Raw genomic sequence first — 25,022 nt, forward strand, 5'->3', positions numbered from 1 at the left:
AGATCGACCTTCAGCGGTGCCAGCGAGCCGGCCACCCGGGCCTCCGGGGTGCACAGATCGAGCAGCATCGCGGCCATCTCGTCGGTGGTGTAGGTGGTGACACCGGCTTCCTCGACGGCGTCGACGATGACGTCGTTGTGACCCATCAGTCCGGTGCCCTTGGTCCAGCCGATCAGCGCGTGCGCGATGGTGACCCGTTGCGCCCAGGACGATTCCGCGCTCCACCGGCTGACGACCGCATCCAGCGCGGACTTGGATTCGCCGTAGGCGCCGTCGCCACCGAACATTCCGCGGTTGGGCGAACCGGGTAGCACCACGTGCAGCCGGGATGCGATATCACGCTCGGCGCCGATGGCCGCGCAGCCGCCGATCAATCGCTCGACCGCCCACAGCAGCACCTTCATCTCCATCTCGGAGCGCGAACCCGCATCTGAGAGATCACCGCTGACCCGCGGTGCCGCAAACGGGAACAGCAGGGTGGGGTTCTGGGCGTCCTTGAGGTGAATCGCCTGCGGCCCGAGGTTTTCGCTCTGCTCGCTGCCGACCCAGGCAACCAGGGCATCGATATCGGCGTAGGAGGCCATATTGGCCGGCAGCACCCACAGTGCCGCACCGAAGCGGGCATTGTCGCGGTAGAGCGACTTGTAGAACGCCAACCGATCGTCGTCGAGACGTGACGTGGTGACGATGACGGTCGCGCCGCCGTCGAGCAACCGCGCCGCCACCGAGGCGGCGATGGAGCCCTTCGACGCACCGGTGACGACGGCGACCTCGTCGCTGTATCGGCCGGGTTCGGGGTTCTCCGCTCCCGCGGCGACGCGCGCGTAGAGCGATGCGTGAACCAACCGGCCCTGGGCCAGCGCACGACCGCGCCACCAGTCCGCCTGGGTGGCCACCACATGGCCGGTGCCCTCGAATCGCTCGGCCAGCCGCTGCCAGTCGGCCTCGACATCGTCTTCGTCTGCCAGCCAGAGCTTCACCAGATCTTCGCGGGCACTGGCCCACCGGTCGTCGAGCAACACAGCCTTGCGGGCGTCGAAGACCGGGGCGACCAATCGTGGCCAGTCCGAACCGAGTTCGGTTGTGACCAGGTCGATCAGCTCGGCGTCGGTGCTGCCCGGCGCGGCGCTGACCGGAGCGTCCAGACCGAGCCGGTCGAGCATCAGGCGGGCCGCCGAGGCCAGCACGCCATCCGGTCCGGTCACGGTCGCCGCGAACTCGTCCAGTGCGGCGGAATCCACGACACCGCCGGCCGCGGCACCCGATGACGGCAGCGACACCGCGACACCACGCCGTGCGGCCACTGCGGCGACTGCACTGTCGATCGCCGTCTCGACGGCGGCCGCATTGCTCAGCGCGCCCTCGTGTAACCCGCCCAGCGCGCCACCGCGCACACTGCTGCCCTCGCGGGTTCCCAGTGCCAGTTCGACGGTGACGTGCTTGACCCAGCCCGGACCCAGTTCCCAGGTCTTGGCGATCCGTTCGCCGATGGCGGCCGGACGCTTGCCGGACGGGCCGAGCACGGTGCGCAGCTGATCGTTGATGGCGTCGGAGAGCACCGGGCCGAAGGGCTTGTAGGTGCGGGCCAGTTTGGTGACCTGTCCGCGCAGCGCCTTGAGGTCGGCCTCAGCGGCGCCGTCGATCGCGCCGAGGTTCAACTCCGAACCCAGGTCCATCAGCAGCTGGTTGCGCCGCGACGAGGCGCCGTCGGTGATCGACTCGATGGAGTCCAGCGGCTCGATCTGATCGAGACGCATCTTCGCCGACAGCGCGATGAGGGCGACGGTGGCGTCGGCGGCATCGAAGGCGATGTCGTCGGGGCGGGGGCCGCCTGAAGGCGCGGCCGGGGCCGCCGGCGCGGCGATGGCAGGCGCGGCACCGGCGGTCGCGACAGCCGTTTCGGCGGGCGCTTCGGAACTGACTTCCTCCGGCTCGTCGGCCGCGGTGTCCTCGTCGGTGGCGAACAGCACCGCCGCATCACGCTCGATGTTGAGCACCTGCACCGTGCTGTGCGCGTAGTCGGGCAGTTTCAGCGTGTTACGGGCCAGACCGGCCACGGTCGGGGCGGACTTCACCCCGATCTCGACGAAGCGCTCCACACCCAGACCGCCGGCGGCCACATCGGTGAACAGCAGATCCTGGGTCTCGATCCAGCGCACCGGGCTGGCGAACTGCCAGGCGAGCAGTTCGACGAGCACCCGGCGGGCGACCTCCTTGGAATCCCGCGCGATCCAGGTGTCGTAGTCGGCCAGAATCTCGTCGAGCGGCTCTGCCGGAACCAGGTCGCGGATCTCCTGGATGAAATCGCGATCCAGGGTGAACAACCGCGGCACCAGGTTCGGGATGTAGTGACCGATGAGAATCCGCGGATCGGCGTCATCGGGGATGATCCGCTCCAGCGAGCGACGGAACTCGTCGACCCCGACCCGCAGCACATCGGAGTGGAACGGCACGTCGATACCGGGGACCTGAATGTAGGCGCGCTTACCGCCACTGATCTCCAGCCGCCGGTCGACCTCATCCTTCAGCGCGTCCAGACCGCGCACCGTGCCGGCGATCGCATACTGCGAACCGCGCAGGTTGTAGTTGACGATCTGGAGGAATTCCCCAGTGCGCTCAGCGATCTCGGCGACGAAGTCCTTCACTTCAGCGTCGTCAAGATCCATCTGAGACGGCCGGATGGCGGAGAGCCGATAGTTGGACCGGCCCATCTCGTCGCGGGGCACGATGTCGTGCATCTTGCAACCGCGTTGAAAGACCACCTCGATCAGGGCTTCGAGTTCGAACACGCCGGTAACGCAGGCAACGGCGGTGTACTCACCCACGGAGTGACCGCAGGCGATGGCGCTCTCGACGAAGGCGCCGTCCTCGCGCATCTCGGCGACCTGGGCAGCCGCCACGGTCGCCATGGCGACCTGGGTGAACTGCGTCAGGTACAGCACACCTTCGGGATGCTGATAGTGCACCCCGCGGGCGATCAGGCTGGTCGGGTTATCGCGCACCACATGCAGTACCGAGAAGCCCAGGGCATCGCGGGTGAACTTGTCGGCGCGGTCCCACACCTTGCGCGCGGCCTTCGAGCGGGCGCGCACCTCCATACCCATGCCCTTGTGCTGAATGCCCTGACCGGGGAAGGCGTACGCGGTCTTCGGGCCGGCCAGCCGCGCGGTCGCGGCCATCACCATCTCGCCGTCAACCCGGGCGGTGACCTCGAGAACCTCTGCGCCCAGGTCGATTCCGACCCGATCGACACGGATGTCGACGGCGTCTCCGGGAGAGACCATGCCCAGGAATCGGGCGGTCCAGCCGATCAGCTTGCTCGGCGGCACAGCCTTTCCATCGGTCGCCGTGACGGCGTGCTGAGCGGCCGCCGACAGCCACATACCGTGCACGATCGGCGCGTCCAGTCCGGCCAGCAGTGCGGCGGTGCGGTCGGTGTGGATCGGGTTGTGATCTCCGGAGACCACCGCGAAGGGGCGCATGTCGACCGGCGCGTTGACGGTGACGTCTCGACGCCGGCGCCGCGGGGTGTCGGTCGCGTTCTCCGACACCGCTCCCCCGGCACGCACCGGATCGCTGAGTTCGGCGGATCCGACGCGGCCCCGGATCGCGAAGCGCTCCTCGAGCACCGCCAGCACGGTTCCGGCGGCGTCGCTGATGTTGACGGTGACCGGGACGACCCGCCCCACCTCGGTGTCCTCGGCGGCCGACGACGTCGCGGTGATGATCAAGTCGGTCGCGTACTGCGGCAGCGGTTTGAGCAGGCGGGCGGCGTGGTCGAGGTGCACCAGGCTGAGCAGACCCTCGACCACCGGGAACCCGGTCTCGGTGACCGCTCCGCCGATCGCCGCGAACACCGCGGGCCAGCAGCGGCCGACCATGGCATCGGGGACGGTGGTCAGAGTCGGCGCCAGTGGGGCGCCGAAGGTCGCGGTGACACCGGTGTGGTCGGCCACCCGTTCGGGATCCCAATCCACCCGCACCGTGGCCGATCCGTTGACCAGTTCGGGAAGCGCCTCGGGACCGTCCACACCGGCCGCGATGGCAAGCACGCCACGCATCGCGGCGGCCGCGTCCGGGGTGAGGATCAGCGGAGCGCCGCCGTCGACGACGGTGGCCGGGAGGGTGTAGGCGATATCGATCCAGGTGCCCGACAGCGGCACACTGAGGATCACCCTGTCAGCCGCCACCACCTCCAGCCGTGCGCCGGTGGAATGATTTGTGGCGGTGGTGAATTCACCGTTCGCCGCGCTCCTGCCCTCCGAACGGTTGTCGTGCACCTGCCACTCGGCGGGCGGCGCGAGGCGGTGCACCGGGTTGATCGCGGTGCGACCCGCCCACAGCACGTCTGGGGAGTCCAGCACGATACCCAGCGGCCCACTGAGGCCATCCCGCAGTTGCAGGCGCGATGCCACCGGCCGCACCGATGCGCCGGACGCCAGCACACGATCAACGGAGGCTTTCTCGAAACGGTCGAGCAGATCGCCAACCGGCTCGTCGATGCGGGTGATGCCGGCGACGGCGGCGGTGCCCGGGATGACGCACACCTGGTCGGCGGTGTAGCGGGCATCGTGGGCCTGCCACAGCGAGTCGCTGCGCCACCACCGGCGGACGTCCTTATCGATCACCGGCACGAAGTTGACCGGCTTGCCCACCACCTTGCACAGTTCGACGAAGAACGGCGCGTCGGCCGGGTGCAGCAGAACCGTTGCGGCATCCGGAAAGCGGTTAAGCAGCGTGCTGATCGCTAGTTGCGGATCCTCAAGCAGCCGTTGACCTTCGGCAGAATCGGCGTCGAACAGTGTCGCGATCGGGCCGGTGTCGACGTCATCCAGGCGGGCCTCGGCCCGGTGCAGCATGGCGGCGAAACGGTCCCGCCAGGTGCCGTCGAGCCACACCGAATCGGCCGTCTTGGTGTCGGCGGTGCTGTTGTCGTCACCGATTGCCAGTTCGAGGTAACGCTGCAGCCACTGCAGGTACGTCATTTCGGCGACATCGCCGAAGTAGGGCTTGGCGGTGGCCGCCATCGCCGCGATGATCTCGTCGCGGCGGTGCGCCACCGCATCGCCGTCACCGGCCACCTCGTCGAGCAGCCGACCGCAGCGGGAGGCCGCGTTATCGATCTCGTGGATATCGGCGCCGAGCTGGCTGCGTCCGGATGCCATGCCGTTCAATGCTTTTCCAGCGCCGACCCAGCTTTCGGTGCCGGCAGTGTCGACGAGCAGTTGCTTGACCGCAGGCGACGTGGTGGCCTCCAGGCAGGCCATCGTCGCGGTGCCGACCAGGATGCCGTCGACCGGCATCACCGGGTATCCGTGTGACTCGGACCAGATGCCCGTCAGGTAGTCCGCCGCGCGCTCCGGCGTACCGATGCCACCGCCGACGCAGATGGTGATGTTGGACTGCGAGCGCAGCTCGGAGTATGTGGTCAGCAGCAGATCGTCGAGGTCTTCCCAGGAGTGGTGACCACCGGCGCGGCCACCCTCGATATGGACGATGACCGACCTGGTGGGCGACTCGGCGGCGATCCGGATCACCGAGCGGATCTGCTCGACGGTGCCGGGCTTGAAGCACACGTGCACGATGCCGACTCCGTTGAGTTCCTCGATCAGCTCGACGGCCTCTTCGAGATCGGGGATTCCGGCGCTGATCACCAAGCCGTCGATCGGCGCCCCGTTCTGGCGGGCCTTCTGCACCAGCCGTTTTCCGCCGACCTGCAGCTTCCACAGGTACGGGTCGAGGAACAGCGCGTTGAACTGGATAGCGCGGCCCGGGTCGAGCAGGTCGGTCAACTCGGCGACGCGGTGTTCGAAGATCTCCTCGGTGACCTGACCGCCGCCGGCCAATTCGGCCCAGTGTCCTGCGTTGGTCGCCGCCGCGACGATCTTGGCGTCGACCGTCGTCGGCGTCATGCCGGCCAGCAGCATCGGCGAACGCCCGGTCAGCCGGGTGAACTTGGTGGACAGCTTGACCGAGCCGTCCGGAAGGCTGATGAGCTGTGGTGCATAGCTCGACCACGGCTTGGCCACCTCGGGGGCGCCGCCGACGGTGAACAGGTTGCGCTGTCCGCCGCGGGTCGCGGCCGGGATGATGCCCACGCCCAGCCCGCGGACCACCGGGGCGGTCAGCCGGGTCAGGATGTCACCGGGCCCCAGGTCGAGAATCCACCGCGCGCCGGCTTCGGCGAGTTCGGTGGCCGACTCGAGCCAGTCCACCTGCTGCACCAGGTTGGCATCGGCCATCGCCCGCGCGAGGCCGACGTCGAGGCCCGCCGCCTCGGCCCAGCGCCCGACGATCTCGATGCCGTCGGCCAGCCGCGGGGTGTGGAATCCGACCTCGACATCGACCGGGTCGAAGAGCGGGTTGAACACCGCTCCGCCGCGGAGCTTGTTCTTCCGCTCGGCGGCTTCGGCGTCGGCGATCTGCCGGCAGTACAGCTCAAAACGGGACAGCTGCTCTGGGGTGCCGGTGATGACGACCGATCGGTGGCCGTTGCGGATGGAGAGCACCGGAGGCAGGACGGTGCGGACCTCGCGGGCGAATTCCTCGAGAAGTGTTGCGATACGCCCGGGTTCGACGTTGGTCACCGACACCATCGGCGACTTGTCACCCAGCGCGGTGATGCCGCGGCGACGGGCCACCAGAGTGCCGGCCGCACCCAGCAGCTGTGCCAGCGCCAGAAGTTCGACATCCTTCGCTCCGGCGGCCTTGAACGCCTCAACGGCCAAGACGCCCTGCGAATGCCCGGCCGTCGCGACCGGTGGCGCGGCGGCGAAGTCGAGGCCCTGGTGGCCCAGCGCCCGGATGGCCGCGATCTGAGTGAGCAGCACCCCTGGCAGCGAGACCGCCGAGGAGGTCAGCTGCGCTCTGCTCGGCGGCGTCTCGTCGGCCGCCAGTGCTCGCACCCAGCGCAGCGGCTCGAAGCCGATCGGCCGGACGACGACGAGTTCGTTGGCGACGGGCTCCAGCAGGAGTTCCGCTTCGCCGACGATCCGGGACAGTTCCGACTCGATACCGGCGGTGGTGACGATCTCCTCGAGGTTGGCCAGCCAGCTGCTGTTGCCCTGGCCGCCGAAAGCGACCGCATAGGGTTCGCCGGCATTGAGCCGGTCCACGAGCGCATAGGCGGCGACCTCGTCGGTGTGGTCGTTGAGCCTGTCGTGCTCGTGAATCGTCACGTATGTCTCCCTCAAGAATCGCGTGTCATGCCCGCCCGGCCCGAAACCTCGTCGGACCGGCGGCAACAGCACTAAGAGTCGCATAAGAACAACGCGTTTTCGTCACGCGAATTGGTTACTGATGAGTTCTACGCGCGGGTAATACGGCGGCGGATAACAACGGATCCCGGTGCCCCGAAGCAAACCTCCTGCGTGCAGGTGGTTACGCTTCAGTAGGTAGAAGTTCGCAGATCACGGCATGATTGTTATCACATCGTTATCCATATTTTCTCGGCCGGTCTGCGTCGCACGTCCGTGCGGGTCCCCCACCGCCGGACTCGAGGCAGTCCGAAAATACCCGCTGAAATTCCACCCGCCCGTTTGCTGGTAAAACTTACTTTTCAGTAGGTTTTTGTCGCCGCCAATCCCACTGCCCGAATTGCGGCGTGAGGATGTTGCTGAGGTCGACGCCGACGCCGTCCTGCAGAGCGACCTGCCCTCAGCCCCGTGCCGCCTCGAGCAGCAGGCGTCGCTCGGCAGCGGCCACGATTCGGCGCGCCTTGCCGGCGACGTCCGGGGTCACCGAGATGGACGTGATCCCCATTCGCACAAGATGTTCGGCGAACTCCGGCTTGGATGAGGGCGCCTGGCCGCACAGCGACGCGGTGATACCCAACCGCCGGGCGGTGCTGATGATCTGCCCGATGGCGTCGAGCACCGCCGGATCGGACTCGTCGTAGAGTTCGGCGCACTGTTCGGAGTCACGGTCCACTCCGAGCATCAGTTGAGTCAGATCGTTACTGCCGATCGACACCCCGTCGATGCCCAGTCCGACGTACTCGGGAAGCCAGTGCACCACCGAGGGCACCTCGGCCATCACCCACCGATGCAGGCCGCGCTGGCGACCCAGCGGGCTTGCGTCCACCAACTCGAGGCACTTCTCCAGCTCCCACTTGGTCCGCACGAACGGAATCATCAAGTGCAGGTTGGGATTCCGCTCCCGGACGCGGGCCAGCGCCGTCAGCTCCAGATCGAACAGATCCGGATTGCTGACATACCGGTAGCAACCGCGATAGCCGATCATCGGGTTGTGCTCAACGGGTTCGTACTTCTCCCCGCCCGCCAGGCCGCGGAACTCGTTGGTGCGGAAGTCCGATGCCCGGTAGATCACCGGCCGCGGCGAGAATGCGGCGGCGATACGTCCCACCGCGGTGGCCAGCGAGTCCACCAGGCTGTCCTGCTCGCCGTGTTCGATCAGGTCCCGCGGATGCCGGTTGCCCAGTGCGTCTTCCAGGATCAGCTCGGCACGCAGCAGGCCGACTCCGTCGACGTCCAGTGCCGCGGCGGCTTCAGCCTTGTCGGGCATGGCCACGTTGACGTAGATCTTGGTCGCGGTCACCTCCGACGACACGGTCGCAACCGCGCTCGCGGCCACCGCTGCGGTCTGAGCGCCACCGACCGCCCGGCCGGCCAGCACCCGGCCGTGGGTGCCGTCGACGGTGACCACCGTTGCGTCCTTGAGGTCCCGGGTGGCGGTACGGGCGCCGACGATGCACGGCACGCCGAGTTCGCGGGCGACGATCGCGGCGTGGCAGGTCATCCCGCCGGAGTCGGTCACCAGCGCCGAGGCGCGACGCATGGTGGGCAGCCAGTCGGGGTTGGTCATCTGTGCGACCAACACCTCACCGTCCTTCAGCCGGCCACCGTCCTTCACATCGGCGAGTACCCGGACGACGCCCGAGGCCAGGCCGGGCACCGCCGGAAGGCCCTGGATGAGAACCTCCTGGGTCTGCGACGCCGGGTTCCCGGCGCGATGCAGGGTGGTGATGGGGCGGGTCTGGACGATGTAGGTCTTGCCATCGGCGATCGCCCACTCGGTGTCCTGGGGGCAGCCCGCATGCTTTTCACTGCGAACCGCGATCTCGGCGATGACGCGCACCTCGTCGTCGGTCAGCACCGGAGCCTCGGCCGCAGCCGCATCCAGTTCGACCCGCTGATCCCTGCCGTCGGCGCCGCGAATGATCTTGAAGGACTTGTAACCGGCGTGCCGGGAGAGGATCTCGCCGGTCTGCTTGGACACCACGTAGTTATCCGGCTCCACCGAACCGGAGACGACCACCTCGCCCTGACCGAAAGCACCCTCCACGACCACCCGATCGGTGGCGTCGGTGGTCGGGTCGGCGGTGAATGCCACCCCGGAGCGCTCCGAGGCGATCATCAGCTGGACCACCACCGCCATCGCCGGATCGGCGGTGAAGCCACGGCTGGCGCGGTAGGAGACCACCCGGGGTCCGAACAGTGAGGCCCAGCAGTTCTGCACCGCCTCGATCAGGTCCTGCTCGCCGCGAATGTTGGTGTAGGTCTCATTCATACCGGCGAACGAGGCATCGGCACCGTCCTCGCCGGTGGCCGATGACCGCACGGCGACAAAGCAATCCGGCCCCATCGCGCGGTAGGAGGAGAGGATCCGGTCGCGGACCTCATCGGCCATTCCGGCCTTGAGCACCAGTGCCTTCATCTTCTCGCACATGCCATCCAAGTGATCCGGGTCGACGGCGTGCAACATCGCTTCACGATGCGCGGCGTTGAGTTCGTCGGCCACGCCCGCTGCGTTCATGGACTCCAGGTAGCTGTCGCGCAGCACCACGAACCCGGGCGGCACCGGCAACCCCGCCGACACCATCTCGCCCATGTTGGCGCCCTTGCCGCCGGCCTCCTCTGCGTTGGCCATACCCAGTTCAGCAATGTCGGCGACGTAATGGGGGACGGACATCGGAGGTCTCCTCAGGCGATGGGCGGACGCCATTCATCCTGCGCCGCAGCAACCGATCAGAACAGCGGTTTGGTGGTATCGGTGACCTTGTTCCCTATGGCTTCGCTGCCGGGCCCCTATCGTGGGAACCAACGGGAAGGGGCGGCCCATGACCGGTTCGCCAGTCAGCGCGGCGGTGCTGCTCAGCGCGGTGGAACGACGATGAACAACAAGCCCGGGGCCACCGGCATGCGCCGGCAGCAGCCGCGCCGGATCTTCCGCGATCGCAGCGAGGCGGGTCGGGTGCTGGCCGGTCTGCTGGCCGGTTACCGGGGCCGGGCGGACGTGGTGGTCCTCGGCCTGGCCCGCGGTGGCCTGCCGGTCGCCTACGAGGTGGCCCGCGCGTTGGGTGCGCCGCTGGACGCCTTCATCGTGCGCAAGCTCGGCGCGCCCGGTCATGAGGAGTTCGCCATCGGGGCGCTGGCCAGCGGCGGCCGCGTGGTGGTCAATGACGACGTGCTGCGCGCGCTGAAGGTCACGCCCGTTCAGCTGCGGGAAGTCGCCGAACGGGAAGGGCGCGAACTGATTCGGCGGGAGGCGGCCTACCGCGGTGGCCGGCCGCCGCTGAACGTGGCCGGCAGGACCGTCATCCTGGTCGACGACGGACTGGCCACCGGTTCCTCGATGCTGGCCGCAGTCCAAGCCCTACGCGAATCGGAGCCCGCCGGGATCGTGATCGCGGTGCCGGCCGCTCCGGAGTCCACCTGTCGCGAGTTGGCCGGCCTCGTCGACGACGTGGTGTGCGCATCGATGCCGACACCCTTCCTGGCCGTGGGTGAGTCGTTCTGGGACTTCACCCAGGTCACCGACGACGAGGTGCGCGCCCTACTGGCCAAACCCACCACCGGAGCGCCAGCACCGCCGAAGGCGGTTCGCCCCGCCGACCTGATCGCCCGGGTAGCCGTCGACGCGCCGGGCGGTGTGCCGCCGCATGACGTGCTCGCGGAGTTGATCGGCGACGCGCGGGTGGTGCTGATCGGCGAGAGCTCCCACGGGACCCACGAGTTCTACCAGGCGCGGGCCGAGATCACCAAGTGGCTGATCGAGCACAGGGGCTTCAATGCCGTTGCAGCTGAGGCAGATTGGCCGGATGCCTACCGGGTGAACCGGTATGTGCAGGGGCTCGGTTCCGACGAAGATGCCGAACAGGCGTTACGCGGTTTTCAGCGATTCCCGGCCTGGATGTGGCGCAACACCGTGGTGCGCGATTTCGTCGGCTGGCTGCGCTGGCACAACGGCCGCTGCCTGACCGAAGGCCGCCGCCGGACCGGTTTCTACGGACTGGACCTCTACAGCCTGCACCGGTCAATACAGGAGGTAATCGGCTACCTTGACGGCGTCGATCCCCCGGCCGCCGCGCGGGCACGGGCGCGGTACGCCTGCTTCGACCATTCCGACGGACACGACGGCCAGGCATACGGGTATGCGGCCGCGTTCGGGGCGGGGCCGACATGCGAGCGCCAGGCCGTCGAACAACTCGTGGAGCTAGCGCGCAACGCGCCGAACTATCTCGGCGCGGACGGTCCGGTGGCCGAGGACGAGTTGTTCGAGGCGCAACAGAACGCCGCGACGGTTCGTAACGCGGAGGCCTACTACCGCAGCATGTTCGCCGGCCGGGTCACGTCCTGGAATATGCGCGACAAACACATGGCGGCGACCCTCAATGCATTGATCGCCCACCTCGACCGGCACCCCGGCACACCGACGGGCGCTGGTCCGGCCCGGGTGGTGGTGTGGGCGCACAACTCTCATGTCGGGGACGCCCGCGCCACCGAGGTCTCGGCTGACGGCCAGCTCACCATCGGCCAGCTGGCGCGGGAGCAGTACGGCGATGACTGCCGGCTCATCGGTTTCTCGACCTACGCAGGCACCGTCACCGCGGCCAGCGACTGGGGTGGCGTCGCCGAACACAAGGTGGTGCGCCCCGCTCTGGCCGGCAGCATCGAGGAACTACTGCACGACACCGGCAGGGGCGCGTTCCTGGTGGCCATGCATGACGGCTCCCCGGCCGGGGCAGCCCTGGAAACGGTCCGGCTGGCCCGCGCCATCGGGGTGATCTATCTGCCCCAGACCGAGAGGCAGAGTCATTACTTCCACGTCCGTCCGTCCGATCAGTTCGATGCGATGATCCACATCGACCAGACCCGGGCGTTGGAGCCGCTGGAACCTGACAGCGTCTGGATCGCCGGCCAGAACCCCGAGACCTACCCGAGCGGGCTGTGAGGAAAGGCGCCACAGCGTGGACGTGACCGGGCACCGGATCGTCACCCTCTGCATGAACCCGGCGCTGGATATCACCACCAGCACCGAGGTGGTGCGCCCGACCGACAAGCTGCGCTGCGCGGCCGCCCGATACGACCCGGGCGGCGGTGGGATCAACGTCGCCCACGTCGCACAGGTGCTGGGCGCCACCTCGACAGCGGTGTTTCCGGCGGGCGGACCGGCCGGCGAACTGGTGCACAACCTGCTCGTCGCCGAAGGCGTTGCGGTGCAGCGAGTTCCGATCGGCGGATCGACCCGGGAGAGTTTCACCGTCGACGAGCTCAGCAGCGAACGTCAGTACCGGTTCGTGCTGCCCGGACCGCAGCTGACCGTGACCGAGCAGACCGAGTGTCTGCTACAGCTGCGCCGCGCGGCGGCGTCGGCATCCATCGTCGTCGCCAGCGGCAGCCTGCCACCGGGCGTTCCGGAGGACTTCTACCAACAGGTCTCCGACGCCTGCGCGGAACTCGGCGCGCTGTTCGCACTCGACACCTCCGGCGGTGGCCTCAAACATGTCAACGCCGGGGTGTTTCTACTCAAGCCCAGCGTGCGGGAACTGCGCGACTGCACCGGCCGGGCTCTGAGCACCGAGGCCGATCAGCTCGCAGCGGCCCACGGGCTGATCGAACGCGGCGCCGCCCGGCATGTACTGGTGTCGCGGGGGTCCGAGGGTGCGCTTCTGGTGAGCCGCGACGCCGCGCAGCGGTTCGCGGCGGTGCCGGTGCCGCCCGGAAGCGGTGTGGGCGCCGGTGACGCCATGATGGCGGGAGTGGCCGTCGGCCTGATCCGGGGTTGGTCGCTGACCGAGTCGACCCGACTCGGGGTCGCGGCCGGTGCGGCCATGCTGCTCACCCCGGGCACCGCGCCGTGCACCCGGGGGGACACCGAGCGGCTCTTCGGGGAGGCCCCCGCGCCGGTGGACGTGGATCTGGTCACAATGGAGGGGTCATAGGGAGGCGCATGCCCGAATCGTTCACGGCACCGACGATCGTGGTCGGCGTCGACGGGTCACCGGACTCGGCGCGGGCGGCTCTGTGGGCCATCGACGAGGCGCTCAGCCGCGATATCGAGCTGCGACTGGTGGCGGTGGCCGATTCGGACTCCGACGATCGCGCACGGCAGAGCCTGCGCGCCGCCGCCCAGGCGGTCAACTCCGACGGCCGGGCGGTGCGGATTCAGACCGCAATCCTGGCGGGCGCCCCGATCCCGGCTCTTCTGGATGAATCCCGGACCGCCGCGATGATCTGCGTCGGTGCCCTCGGACTCACCCATGCCGATCACCTCCGGGTCGGCTCGACCGCCGGCGCGCTGGCGGCCTCTGCACACTGCCCGGTCGCGGTGGTTCGCAGATCCAGCCGTCCAGCTGATACCGGCCCGGGTTGGGTGACGGTCGAACTCGACGAGACGCCCGACAGCGCAACCGTGCTCGGGTTCGGCGTCGAGGAGGCCCGGCTGCGGGGTGCGCCGCTGCGGGTGCTCGGCGCCTGGCAGTCGCGCTTCACCGATGTCCACGACGACCATGCGGTCGCCGACGGCAACCGGCTGGTCCGCGCGCAGTTGGACCGCCGCCTGTCACAGTGGAGGCAGCGCTATCCCGACCTCGACGTACGTCCGGTCGCGGTGCACGGCAGCATGCTGAACTATCTGGAGCGCAACGCCGAGAAGATCCAGCTGATCGTGGTCGGGGCCCGCAACGCAGTCGGCGTCGGTGAACTGCTCGGCCCGCCCGGACTGACAGCCCTCGGCGACACCGACTGCTCGGTGCTGGTCGTCGACCGGCAGCGGCTGTTATGACCCGAATCGAACGGACCAGCGGGATATCGTTGCGAGCATGGTCAAGGTCTTCCTGGTCGACGATCACGAGGTGGTCCGCCGCGGGCTGATCGACCTGCTCGGCGCAGACCCCGATCTGGAGGTGATCGGCGAAGCGGGTTCGGTCGCCGCGGCGATCGCCCAGATCCCGACGCTGCGGCCCGATGTCGCGGTGCTCGACGTCCGGCTGCCGGACGGCAACGGCATCGAACTGTGCCGCGAACTCCTCTCCGCGATGCCCGAACTGCGATGCCTGATGCTGACGTCGTTCACCTCCGACGAGGCCATGCTGGACGCCATTCTGGCCGGCGCCAGCGGGTACGTGATCAAAGACATCAAGGGGATGGAGCTGGCCAAGGCGATCAAGGACGTCGGGGCCGGGCGTTCACTGCTCGACAACCGTGCCGCCGCGGCCCTGATGGCCAAACTGCGGGGCGCCGCCGAACGTTCCGATCCGCTGTCGGGACTCACCGACCAGGAACGGGTGCTGCTGGGTCTGATCGGAGAAGGTCTGACCAACAAGCAGATCGCCGCACGGATGTTCCTGGCGGAGAAGACGGTCAAGAACTATGTGTCGCGGCTGCTGGCGAAGCTCGGGATGGAACGCCGCACCCAGGCGGCGGTGTTCGCCTCCAAACTGGGCCAGCGGCACCGGGACCGCTGACCACCGTGCCGGGGGACCATCCGACTCCGCCACTGCGCGACGCGCTGTTGGAGGCGATGCTCGCCGTCACCTCCGGATTGGAACTCGACGAGACCCTCACGACCATCGTGCGGACCGCGACGGATCTGGTGTCGGCCCGCTACGGCGCACTGGGGGTCCGCGGCGAGGCTCACGCACTCGTCGGCTTCATCGCCGAAGGTATCGACGAGGAGGGACGCCAACGGATCGGAGAACTACCCTCCGGCCGCGGAGTGCTGGGCCTTCTGATCGACGACCCGTTGCCGATCCGGCTCGACGACATCCGGTCACACCCGGCCTCGGTGGGATTCCCGCCGAACCATCCGCCGATGCGCACATTCCTGGGGGTGCCGATCCGGATCCGCGAGGAGGTTTACGGCAACCTCTACCTGACCGAGAAGATCGACGGCCTGCCCTTCACCGAGCAGGATGAGGTACTGGCCGAGGCACTCGCCGCGGCGGCCGGAATCGCGATCGACAATGCCCGACTCTATGAGCAGTCCCGAGCGCGGCAGTCCTGGATCGCGGCGACCCGGGACATCGCCACCCGCCTGCTGGCCGGTGACGAACCGGGGCAGGTTTTCCGGCTGATCGCCGAAGACGCGGTCAAGCTCACCGGAGCTGATGCCGCGGTGGTGGCGGTACCGGGTGAGGTTGACGAACTGGTCGTGGTGGAGACGGCGGGGTCGGCAAGCCCATCCGAGGAATCGCGGTCGATCGGCATGACGGGAACCGTGATCGGGGAAACCTTCACCGACCGGACACCGCGGCGTCTGCAAGCGATGGCGACCGACCTGATGGCGTCCGCCGGGCCTGCACTGGTGGTGCCGCTGCGCACCACCGAGAAGGTCGCCGGCGTCGTGGTGGTGCTGCGCCGCGAGGATGGGCCGGAGTTCACCGCCGAACAACTGGACATGATGGCGGCCTTCGCCGATCAGGCCGCACTGGCCTGGCAGCTGGCCGGCACCCAGCGCAGGATGCGCGAACTCGATCTGGTCGCCGACCGGGACCGTATTGCACGGGATCTGCACGACCACGTGATCCAGCGGCTGTTCGCGGCCGGCCTGGCACTGCAGGGCACCATCGCGCGCACCGACTCCCCCGAGGTCGCCGATCGGCTGGCCGACACCGTCGACGAGTTGCAGAGCGTGATCGGGGACATCCGCACCACGATCTTCGACCTGCACGGCGGCGCCGCTGGCACCACCCGGCTGCGACAGCGGATCACCGAAGCCATCGCGGGATTCTCCGGCACCGGGCCGCGAACCACGGCGCAGTTCATCGGCCCGCTGTCTGTGGTGGGCAGCACCCTGGCCGATCATGCCGAAGCGGTGGTCCGGGAGGCCGTCAGCAACGCGGTCCGGCACGCCGGTGCGACTGGCGTCGCAGTCACGATTCGGGTCGAAGACGAGCTGGCCATCGAGGTGACCGACGACGGTTGTGGCATGCCGGCCGATGTGACGGCGAGCGGCCTGAACAACCTACGCAGCCGGGCCGAGCAGATGGGTGGCGAGTTGACGATCAGCCCTGCACCGGACGGCGGCACCGTGCTGCGGTGGAGCGCACCGCTTACCTAGCGCGTCACGGCCGGCATCGTCACCGCGCGAAACCGGATTGCCCGGTTCCTCCTCCGGCCGCGGCCGGCATCGTCACCGCGCGACGATCACCGGTGTCCTGGCGCCGTGCACCACCGCGGTACTCACCGAGCCAAGCAGCATCCCGGCGAAGCCGCCGCGGCCGTGACTTCCCACCACGAGAAGCTGAGCCGATTCGGACTGCTCGAGTAACTGGTGCGCCGGCCGATCGGCGACCACCACACGGCGCACCAACACGTCGGGGTAGCGCTCCTGCCAACCGGAGAGTCGTTCGCTGAGGGTCTCCTCGGCCAGCGACTGCTGGGTGGACCAGTCCACGCCGGGGAACTCGAAGACGCCGGTGTCGCTCCAGGAGAAGACGGCCACCAGTTCAACACCGCGGAACGACGCCTCCTCGAAGGCGATGGCCACCGCCTGTTCCGAGGCCGGGGACCCGTCGAGTCCGACGACCACCGGGGCCTGGGAGGGGTGCGGCATCAACGGATCCGCGTCGTGGATGATCGCCACCGGACACAACGCGTGGTGGACCAGGGCGGTGCTGACCGACCCGAGTAGACCGCGCGCCAGGGCACCGCGACCGCGGCAGCCCACCACGATCATCTGGGCGTTCTTGGACTCCTCCACCAGGGTCGGAACAGACGGTCCGGCCACCATTTCAGTGCTGATCTCGATATCGGGCGCGGCCGCACGGGCGGCTGTCAGGGCGGTGTCGAGCACCTTTCGGCCCTCCTCCTCCTGCCACTTGAGGAATCCCGCGGGCATCGGAACCTCGGGAAAGGCCATCACCACCGGCGGGTTGAGCACATTGACCAGTTTCAGCGGTGTCCGCCGCATAGCCGCGTTGCGCACCGCCCAGTCGACAGCGACCTTCGACTCCGCCGATCCGTCGACTCCGACGACTATCGGCCGAGTGCTTGGCGCAGTGGACATTTGAGCCCCCTTTTCGATGGTGTGGCTCAACTGTAGACCGAGGGCCGGATTGGCGGCAGGAGCCATTTGTCCCCTACCTGACCGACGAACGGCCTCATCACCGATATCGTCGGCCCATGGGAAGCGACCCGGCCGGTACCTCAGGAGTCGCTATCGACCCCCGCTACCACGATGCGGTCCTATTCGACCTCGACGGCGTCATCACCGACACCGCGGCCGTGCACGAGGCCGCCTGGCAGGAACTCTTCGACAGCTATCTGAGCAGTCGCGCGCCGTTGCAAGCCGAGAACCATGACCCCTTCACGGCTACGGACTATCGCCACTTCATCGACGGAAAGCCGCGGTATGACGGCGTGCGCGACTTTCTGTCCTCGCGTCGCGTCGCACTGCCGTGGGGGGCGGATACCGACGGCCCCGAACGGGAGACCATCTGCGGCCTCGGCAATCGCAAGCAGGAACTGTTCCTGGACCGGGTGGCCGCCGGGGTTCCGGTATTCGCATCCACTGTCGCCCTGGTGCGACGACTGCGCGACGCGGGCGTGCGGGTGGCCGTCATCTCGGCCAGCCGCAACGCTGCGCTGGTGCTTGAATCCGCCGGGCTGACAGACCTTTTCGGAGTCCGCGTCGACGGTGTCGTGGCCGCCGAACTCAGCCTGCCCGGCAAACCGGAACCAGCGATCCTGCTCGAGGCAGCACGTCGGCTCGGTGTGCGTCCCGGGCGCAGCGTCGTGGTGGAGGACGCCGAAGCCGGCGTGCGGGCGGCGCGGGCCGGCGGGTTCGGTCTGGTGCTCGGCGTCGACCGCACCGGCACCACGGGCATCCAGTTGCGGGAATGTGGTGCCGATGCGGTCATCGGGGACCTGGCCGAAGTCTCAGTGCGCGACAGCGACCGGCGGATGTCGGCTCTTCCCGACGCCCTGGCGTCGTTCGAGCAGATCGCCGGGGTCGCGTCAGCACGACGGCCGGCGTTCTTCTTCGACTTCGACGGAACCCTGTCCACTATCGTCGAGGACCCGGCCGCGGCCACGCTGGTGCCGGGCGCCGACGAGGCACTGCGCTCGCTGGCGGCGCTGTACCCGGTCGCGGTGCTGTCCGGGCGAGGCCTCGACGACATCCGGGCGCGGATCGGTATTCCGGGCCTGTGGTACGCCGGAAGCCACGGCTTCGAGATGGTCGACCCGGACGGCGTCTACCACCACAACGAAACCGCCGCGCTGGCCGTGCCCGCACTCGAACGCGCCGCCGCCGAGCTGACCGAGCGGCTCTCGGAGATCCCCGGCGTCGTGGTTGAGCACAAGCAGTATGCGGTGGCCGTGCACTACCGCAACGCGGCCGAGGGCTCCGCGGCCGCCGTCACCGCCGCCGTCCACGAAGTCGGCCGCCGCAGTGGGCTGCGGGTGACCTCCGGGCGGATGGTCGTGGAACTGCGCCCGAACCTGGACTGGGACAAAGGGAAAACGCTCGAGTGGATCGCCCGCGAGGTCGACGGGGACGAGACCCTGCTGCCGATCTTCATCGGCGATGACCTGACTGATGAGGACGCCTTCGATGCGGTTCTGCACGACGGTATCGGGATCGTGGTGCAACACAGCGAGGACGGCGACCGATCTACCGCGGCCCGCTTCGCTCTGACCGACCCCGACCATGTCCGCGAGTTCATCGGCCGGATGGTCAGTCAATCCGACATCGACAACCAGACCCGCAGTAGCCCTTGGACATTCACCTTCGGCGGTTACATCCCCGAGCAGGAGAAGCTGCGCGAGACGCTGTGTTCGGTGGGTAACGGCTACCGGGCCACCCGCGGGTGCGCACCGGAGGCCGACGCCGGGCCGCTGCACTACCCGGGAACCTACGCGGCAGGTCTTTACAACCGACTCACCGACGAGATCGCCGGCGTCCGGATCGAGAACGAGAGCCTTGTCAATCTGCCGAACTGGCTCTCACTGAAATTCCGCATCAACGGCGACGACTGGTTCGACATCGACAACACCGAGGTGCTGAGCTACCAGCAGACCATGGACCTTCGGCACGCCGAACTGGTACGGGACTTCCGCTTCCGCGACCCGGCCGGACGCAGCACCCGGGTGCTGCAGCGCCGTGTCGCGGCCGCACACCTACCACACGCCTGCGCTGTGGAGACCACCATCTGGGCCGAGAACTGGTCAGGCACAGTGGAATTCCTGTCGCTGATCGACGGTGACATCCGCAACTGCGGAGTCGACCGCTACCGCGACCTTTCCAGCGACCACCTGGTCGCCACCTCAACCCGGGAGCTGTCCGAGGACTCCGCCCTGCTGGTGTGCGAGACCGTACAGTCCAGGATCCCGATCGCGGTGGCGGCCCGAACCACCGTCTGGCGCGGCGAGGAGCCGCTGGCCGCCGATCGCCGGTTCGTCGACGAGCCGCGCCGAACCGGCCATGACTGTGTCGTGGCACTGCAGGCCGGCGAGTCGGTCACCGTGGAGAAGCTGGCCACCATTTTCACCGGCCTCGACACCGCCATCTCCGAACCTGGCGACGCCGCAGCCCGGTTGCTCCTCCAACTCGATCGCTACAGCGACCTCCGCGAGGGCCACGTCCGCGAGTGGGCGCACCTCTGGGAGCGCTTCGACATCGACTTCGATGACGATCCCGACGCCATGCGGGTGGTCCGCCTACACATGCTGCACCTGTTGGAGACCGTGCCCAACCGTGCCGAGGATCTCGACGCCGGGGTGCCGGCCCGCGGCCTCAACGGCGAGGCCTACCGCGGCCACATCTTCTGGGACGAATTGTTCGTCTTCCCGGTGCTGAACCTGCGTTCCCCGGCCATCACACGTTCGCTGCTGCGCTACCGCTACCGGCGACTGCCCGAAGCACGCCGCGCTGCCCGGCAGGCCGGATTCGCCGGCGCGATGTTCCCGTGGCAGTCCGGCAGCGACGGCCGGGAGGAGAGCCAGAAGCTGCACCTGAACCCCAACTCCGGCCGGTGGAACCCCGATGCCAGTGCCCGCGCCCACCACATCGGGATCGCGGTCGCCTACAACGTCTGGCAGTACTACCAGGTGACCGGAGACCTGGAATACCTGACCGAGAACGGCGCCGAGATGCTCGCCGAGATCGCCCGGTTCTGGGTCAGCCGTGCGGAATTCGATGAACGCCGTCGCCGCTATGTGATTCGCGGGGTCATCGGTCCCGACGAATTCCACTCCGGGTATCCCGATGCGCCCTATGACGGGATCGACAACAACGCCTACACCAATGTGATGGCGGTCTGGGTGATCATCCGCGCCCTCGACGCCCTCGACGCCCTGCCGTTGCGCGAGCGGTTGGACCTGCTGGAGTCACTCGGAATCCGGGGTAGCGAACTGGACCGCTGGGACGACGTCAGCCGCCGGATGTATGTCCCGTTCCACTCGGCCGATGGTGCCGGCGAAGATCCCGTCGGGAGTGTCATCAGTCAGTTCGAGGGTTACGGCGATCTCGCCGAACTGGACTGGCACGGTCTGCGCGAGCGGCACGGCAACATCGGCCGCCTGGACCGGATACTGGAGGCTGACAACGACAGCGTCAACCGCTACAAGGCCTCCAAGCAGGCCGACGTGCTGATGCTGTTCTATCTGCTCTCCGCCGACGAGTTGCGGGAGCTCTTCGCGCGGATGGGCTATCGCTTCACGCCCGAACAGATCCCCAGGACCGTCGACTACTACCTGCACCGCACCTCGCACGGCTCCACGCTGAGTTCGGTGGTGCACGCCTGGGTGCTGGCCCGCGGCGACCGCGAACGCGCGATGCGCTACTTCCAACAGGTACTCGCCTCCGACGTCGCCGACATCCAGGGCGGCACGACCGCCGAGGGGATTCATATCGCGGCGATGGCCGGCAGCATCGACCTTCTGCAGCGCTGCCTGACCGGACTGGAGACCCGCGCCGACCGCCTGATCATCAATCCGCTGTGGCCGGAAAGCCTTGGTGCACTACGGATGCCGATCTACTACCGCGGTTATCTCCTGCATCTGACGATCCGTGGCCGCGGCACCGAGATCAGTGTCGACCCCTGTGATCTTCCACCGATCGAGGTGGAGTGCCGCGGGGAGGTGCAGACCCTGACTGCGGGCAGCACCCTGCGTTTCGGCTAACCGGCCCGGCTGACCGGATCAGAGCCGACGGTGAACCCGCCGTCGTGCGGCCAGTCGGCGACCTCCGGAAGGGGACGGCGCGGCGTGGCCGGCAGCGGGTCCGCCCCGACCGCGGCCCAGCCCAACCGGACCATCATCTGCGGATGGCCACTGTCACCGAACACGTCCACGCGGACCGCGTCTCGGGTCGACGGAATCTCCAGCGGCTCGGTGACCGGGCAGGACGCCAGCCCCATCGCGGTCGCCGAGAGCAGCACCAGGCTGGTGGCCTCCCCCGCCCGCAGCCGGGCAAGTTCGTCGTCGTGCTCGGTACCGAGCACGATCACCACGGCGCTGTCCTCCCCCGACGGCGTCGCGGCCGGCTGGCGAAGCGCAGGTCCGGCGAATACTCGGGATGGGATCGCCGCCGCCGGGTCCGGGTCGGGGGTATTGCGGGCCGGTACACCGGTGACCGAACCGTGCCGCCCGCTCCATGCGCTCAACTCCGCGAGATAGTCGGCATCGGTGGCGTGCTGTGACACCGAATCGGCGACGATGGCCGCGAGCCGCGGGATCAGATCGACCTGGCGCAGCATCACCCCGGCGCGGGCGGCGCGGGCGCCCATCAGTGCGATGTCACCCCACGGCACCGGCCAGGAGCTGTAGTTGCGGCGGTCGGTCCGGCGCCGGGTGATCGCCGCGGCGAGCATGATCTCGAGCTCGTCGGGTGCCTGCGCGGTGACCTCGATGGTGGCCAGATGGTCGGGCTCCGACCCGTTGGGCAGCCGGTGCACCTTGGCATGCCAACCCATCGCCGCCAGCGCGACCGTGCAGTGGTGCAGGGCCGCACCACAGCTGAGCACCATGTCGCGGCGGTCCGGGTCGGTCGTGGGCAGGTGCCGGGTGGGGTCGGTGTGGAGTTGCAGACTGTCCGTGCCGACCCGCCAGTGCCACGGCTGGGAGTTGTGCACCGACGGCGCCCGGCCCGCCAGTGTGAGGACAGCCCGAACCGTTTCAGGGTCGGGAAACGCCACGCTCACGATGTCACTGTGGCCGGTGGGCACCCGACATCGACAGGGCCGGAAGTCCCCAGCTGCCGGGACTTTGCGCGGTCTATACGGGCTTGAAATCCGAGATCAGCCAATGACCGTCGTGCTCGGCCAGTGTCACGATGACGCTGCTGGTGGCCAGCGCGGGAGTCGGCCGTTCCCGGCTGGTGGTGACCTGATTGACGAACACCAGAACCTGTGCGCGGCCCGGCTGCATCTGGGACACCGCGGCGCGGGCGACGGTGGCCTCGGTCTTGACACCGCGTTCCTTGGCGGCCGGCAGGACCGTCTGGTCGGCGAATTCGCTGTACTGCTTGAGGAAATCGCCGGTGAGCCGGGATTTAGCGTCGGCGAGATTCTTGTCGACAGTGTCCGGGGAGTACGTCAGCAGCGCCACGGTGCCACTCTTGGCGGCATCGAGTGCGCCCTCTTGCGCGCCCTGATCGGTCAACCGGTCGGTGCGGAAGATGAACCAGTAGACCGATCCGGCCAGCACTGCCGACAGCAGCAGTGCCACGGCGGTGAACAGTGTCAGCCGGCTACGCCGAGGCGCGGCCGGCTGAGAGTGGATCACCGGGTCGTACTCGGGCTCAGTGGGTTCGGTGCCCGACTCGTCGACCTCGATGGTTTCGACGACCTCGCTGGCCTCGATCTCGTTCTCGTTCTCGCTCACGGCACGAACTCCACATCCGACATCTTCACCTTGTCCCCGTCCCGGGTCACTGTCACGCTCATCCGCCACGGCCGCGGATCCTCCTTCGCCCCACTGGTATTGGTCACTTGCGAACTCGCGGCGACCAGCACCACTGCGCTATCAGCAGCCGACGACTCCAGCGCCGCAACGCTGATCGAGCCCTTGGTGACCGCTTTGGACTGCTCGGCTGTCTGGATGAAATCGTCGGCACGTCGGGCGAAGTCGGCCCGGAACGGACCGGTGGACAGATCGAGGATGCGCGCAACATCCTCCTTGGCCTTCGTATGGTCGATGGAGAGCAAGGCCACCACCCCGGTACGGGCGGCGTCGACGAACTGGTTGTCCGCCGAGCGATGCGCGGCCACGCCGCGGTGCTGCCACAGCATCAGGGCGGTCGCGGTGATCGCTGCGCCGATGAGCAGTGCGGCGACCGCCAGCGCGATCATCGACCGCGGTCGTCCCGAGGGCGAATCGGCGCCAAGTAGGTCGGCTTCGGTTCGGGCGCGATCAGCATCGGCGCGGGCCTGCGCCTCATCCGCCTCAGCCTCGGCAAGCTCGGCCAGCACCCGGGTCACCGACGCGGGTTCGTCAAACTCAGCCGGCATGCGTCTGGGCGGCGATGCTGGACATGGGCGATCCTCCTGGGAACCTCGAAGTCTGCTGATCCTAGACGCCCCTGGGCCGCTGCCCTTCGGCTGGCGTCCTAAGCTGAGCCCAACGGTGAGGAGATCCGATGACGGCCAGCGAATCCGCTGCCGACGGCTCGGCGCAGGTCGCCGAGGCGGCAGTCGCCGACGCCGAAGCCCGCGCAGAGGCGGCCGCGGCCCGCGCCGCAGAACTGCGCCGCACGCTGGAAGATCTTGCGAAGCCCGATCCGCAGCCCCGGGCACCACTGCGTTCGCTGATCGCTCCTCTGATCGCGACGCTGGCCACCGCGGCGCTGTTGTCGGCGACCGGCTACATGCTCTGGGCACATCGTTCCGCCGAGCAACAACGCCGGCAGGTGGCCGAGTACACCGCGATCGCGCGCCAGGGTGTGATCAACCTGATGTCGGTGGACTACGGCACCGCCCGGGAGACCGTGCAGCGCGTCCTCGACAGCTCGACCGGACGGTTCCGCAGCAATTTCGAGGAGACCGCAGACGATTTCGTCAAGGCGGTGCAGGAGGAGAAGATCGTCACCAGGGCCTCCGTCAACGATGTGGCGGTGGATTCGATGACCGCCGACTCGGCGGTGGTCCTGGTCTCGGCGACATCGCAGCGGGAGGGCCCGCAGGCGCCGCAGTCGCAGCAGCAGCCGCGGGTCTGGCGGGTGGTGGTGACCATGGAACGCGACGGTGGTCAGATGAAGATGTCGGCCGTCGAATTCGTCTGAGAGCGACTTCGGCAAATCAGTGGGAGCCGGCTGCTCCCGCGTGCAAAACTGCGCTATGGGATTTACCCGCATCGCGTCGGTGATCGTGCTGACAGCAGCCGTCGCAGGGGGCCCCGGTACGTCTGCGGCGAATGCCGATGAGCCGGTGCTTCACCAGGTCACCTACTCGATCTTCACCGAGAAGCCGTTTCCCGGCGCCAAGATCTTCTACCGGGATACCGAACCGCCCTCATATGCCGACTACAGCCATAACCCCTACGAATTCAGCCCACAAATCTCAGCCGACACCGGACCGGATAACCCATGGGTGCTCAACGTTCAATTGGCCAACCCGGACCAGTGGGCCATGGTGGTTGGGACCAGCGGCCTGTCCAAGAATCCACCGAACTTTCACTGCGTCCTGGCCGTCGACGGGGTCGTCGTGGTGACGAACTCCGGCAGCAAGGGCGCGCTGTGTTCGATTCGCAACTGGTGACGGTGCCCGCTTCGCAACTGGTGACGGTGCCCGATTCGTCACCGGTGACGGTGCCCGATTCGTCACCGGTGACGGCCGCCGT

General features: G+C 68.2%; 14 protein-coding genes. 8 read left to right on the plus strand and 6 right to left on the minus strand.

Features of this window, described 5'->3' with window-relative positions; genetic code table 11:
- Positions 1–7,178 (minus strand): fatty acid synthase subunit beta domain-containing protein (locus tag ACR2JI_RS06155; protein WP_526389097.1); only part of this gene is annotated, 7,178 nt, incomplete at its 3' end.
- Between the two features lie 478 nt (positions 7,179–7,656).
- Positions 7,657–9,930 carry a phosphoenolpyruvate synthase gene (gene ppsA / locus ACR2JI_RS06160; RefSeq protein ID WP_526389100.1) on the minus strand — a complete coding sequence of 758 codons (2,274 nt, stop codon included), beginning with the start codon at positions 9,928–9,930 and terminating at the stop codon, positions 7,657–7,659.
- Positions 9,931–10,158: 228 nt separating this feature from the next.
- Here ppsA and ACR2JI_RS06165 point away from each other — a divergent pair, with 228 nt between their 5' ends.
- The 5 genes from ACR2JI_RS06165 to ACR2JI_RS06185 are packed head-to-tail and all read left to right on the plus strand — an operon-like array spanning position 10,159 to position 16,302.
- Positions 10,159–12,192 carry an erythromycin esterase family protein gene (locus ACR2JI_RS06165; RefSeq protein WP_526389154.1) on the plus strand — a complete coding sequence of 678 codons (2,034 nt, stop codon included), beginning with the start codon at positions 10,159–10,161 and terminating at the stop codon, positions 12,190–12,192.
- Between the two features lie 16 nt (positions 12,193–12,208).
- The gene (locus ACR2JI_RS06170; protein ID WP_526389102.1) at positions 12,209–13,183 is read left to right on the plus strand and encodes a 1-phosphofructokinase family hexose kinase; all 975 of its coding nucleotides are present in this window, start codon (positions 12,209–12,211) and stop codon (positions 13,181–13,183) included.
- An 8-nt stretch (positions 13,184–13,191) separates the two neighbouring features.
- A complete protein-coding gene (locus tag ACR2JI_RS06175) occupies positions 13,192–14,025 on the plus strand; it encodes a universal stress protein (protein ID WP_526389104.1) in 834 nt (277 codons plus the stop codon).
- Between the two features lie 37 nt (positions 14,026–14,062).
- Positions 14,063–14,707: a hypoxia response regulator transcription factor DosR/DevR gene (dosR, locus tag ACR2JI_RS06180; protein WP_526389106.1), complete on the plus strand. Its 645-nt coding sequence runs from the start codon at positions 14,063–14,065 to the stop codon at positions 14,705–14,707.
- Between the two features lie 56 nt (positions 14,708–14,763).
- The gene (locus ACR2JI_RS06185) at positions 14,764–16,302 is read left to right on the plus strand and encodes a GAF domain-containing sensor histidine kinase (RefSeq protein WP_526389156.1); all 1,539 of its coding nucleotides are present in this window, start codon (positions 14,764–14,766) and stop codon (positions 16,300–16,302) included.
- A 72-nt stretch (positions 16,303–16,374) separates the two neighbouring features.
- Here the strand turns inward: ACR2JI_RS06185 and ACR2JI_RS06190 are convergent, their stop codons facing one another.
- Positions 16,375–17,250 (minus strand): universal stress protein, encoded by an 876-nt coding sequence (locus tag ACR2JI_RS06190; RefSeq protein WP_526389108.1) that lies wholly within the window; start codon positions 17,248–17,250, stop codon positions 16,375–16,377.
- 116 nt (positions 17,251–17,366) lie between these two features.
- Between ACR2JI_RS06190 and otsB the strand changes: the two genes are divergently transcribed.
- Positions 17,367–21,368, plus strand: a complete 4,002-nt coding sequence (gene otsB / locus ACR2JI_RS06195; protein WP_526389110.1) for a trehalose-phosphatase — start codon at positions 17,367–17,369, stop codon at positions 21,366–21,368.
- On the opposite strand, the gene ACR2JI_RS06200 is transcribed toward otsB, so the two are convergent.
- From ACR2JI_RS06200 to ACR2JI_RS06210, 3 genes are all read right to left on the minus strand, one after another.
- The gene (locus ACR2JI_RS06200; protein ID WP_526389112.1) at positions 21,365–22,387 is read right to left on the minus strand and encodes an Acg family FMN-binding oxidoreductase; all 1,023 of its coding nucleotides are present in this window, start codon (positions 22,385–22,387) and stop codon (positions 21,365–21,367) included. The two genes, otsB and ACR2JI_RS06200, sit on opposite strands and share 4 nt — an antisense overlap.
- A 73-nt stretch (positions 22,388–22,460) precedes the next feature.
- Complete coding sequence (locus ACR2JI_RS06205) at positions 22,461–23,069, minus strand: twin-arginine translocation pathway signal (protein WP_526389114.1); 609 nt, start codon at positions 23,067–23,069, stop codon at positions 22,461–22,463.
- Entirely contained in the window at positions 23,066–23,695 is a 630-nt protein-coding gene (locus ACR2JI_RS06210) for an Rv1363c family protein (protein WP_526389116.1), read from the minus strand. Before ACR2JI_RS06210 ends, ACR2JI_RS06205 begins: the two co-directional genes overlap by 4 nt.
- A gap of 128 nt (positions 23,696–23,823) precedes the next feature.
- Here ACR2JI_RS06210 and ACR2JI_RS06215 point away from each other — a divergent pair, with 128 nt between their 5' ends.
- A complete protein-coding gene (locus ACR2JI_RS06215) occupies positions 23,824–24,465 on the plus strand; it encodes an Rv1363c family protein (RefSeq protein WP_526389118.1) in 642 nt (213 codons plus the stop codon).
- Positions 24,466–24,520: 55 nt separating this feature from the next.
- Positions 24,521–24,940 carry an Rv2576c family protein gene (locus tag ACR2JI_RS06220; RefSeq protein ID WP_526389120.1) on the plus strand — a complete coding sequence of 140 codons (420 nt, stop codon included), beginning with the start codon at positions 24,521–24,523 and terminating at the stop codon, positions 24,938–24,940.
- The last annotated feature ends 82 nt before the right edge of the window (positions 24,941–25,022 follow it).

The organism is Mycobacterium sp. (assembly GCF_051006775.1).
Taxonomy (GTDB): Bacteria; Actinomycetota; Actinomycetes; order Mycobacteriales; family Mycobacteriaceae; genus Mycobacterium.

Bases quoted from the DNA above. Each gene is read 5' to 3' on its own strand.
- ppsA (WP_526389100.1), bottom strand. From the start codon at position 9,930: ATGTCCGTCCCCCATTACGTCGCCGACATTGCTGAACTGGGTATGGCC.
- otsB (WP_526389110.1), top strand. From the start codon at position 17,367: ATGGGAAGCGACCCGGCCGGTACCTCAGGAGTCGCTATCGACCCCCGC.
- ACR2JI_RS06165 (WP_526389154.1), top strand. From the start codon at position 10,159: ATGCGCCGGCAGCAGCCGCGCCGGATCTTCCGCGATCGCAGCGAGGCG.
- ACR2JI_RS06185 (WP_526389156.1), top strand. From the start codon at position 14,764: ATGCTCGCCGTCACCTCCGGATTGGAACTCGACGAGACCCTCACGACC.
- ACR2JI_RS06210 (WP_526389116.1), bottom strand. From the start codon at position 23,695: ATGCCGGCTGAGTTTGACGAACCCGCGTCGGTGACCCGGGTGCTGGCC.
- dosR (WP_526389106.1), top strand. From the start codon at position 14,063: ATGGTCAAGGTCTTCCTGGTCGACGATCACGAGGTGGTCCGCCGCGGG.
- ACR2JI_RS06175 (WP_526389104.1), top strand. From the start codon at position 13,192: ATGCCCGAATCGTTCACGGCACCGACGATCGTGGTCGGCGTCGACGGG.
- ACR2JI_RS06220 (WP_526389120.1), top strand. From the start codon at position 24,521: ATGGGATTTACCCGCATCGCGTCGGTGATCGTGCTGACAGCAGCCGTC.
- ACR2JI_RS06215 (WP_526389118.1), top strand. From the start codon at position 23,824: ATGACGGCCAGCGAATCCGCTGCCGACGGCTCGGCGCAGGTCGCCGAG.
- ACR2JI_RS06190 (WP_526389108.1), bottom strand. From the start codon at position 17,250: ATGTCCACTGCGCCAAGCACTCGGCCGATAGTCGTCGGAGTCGACGGA.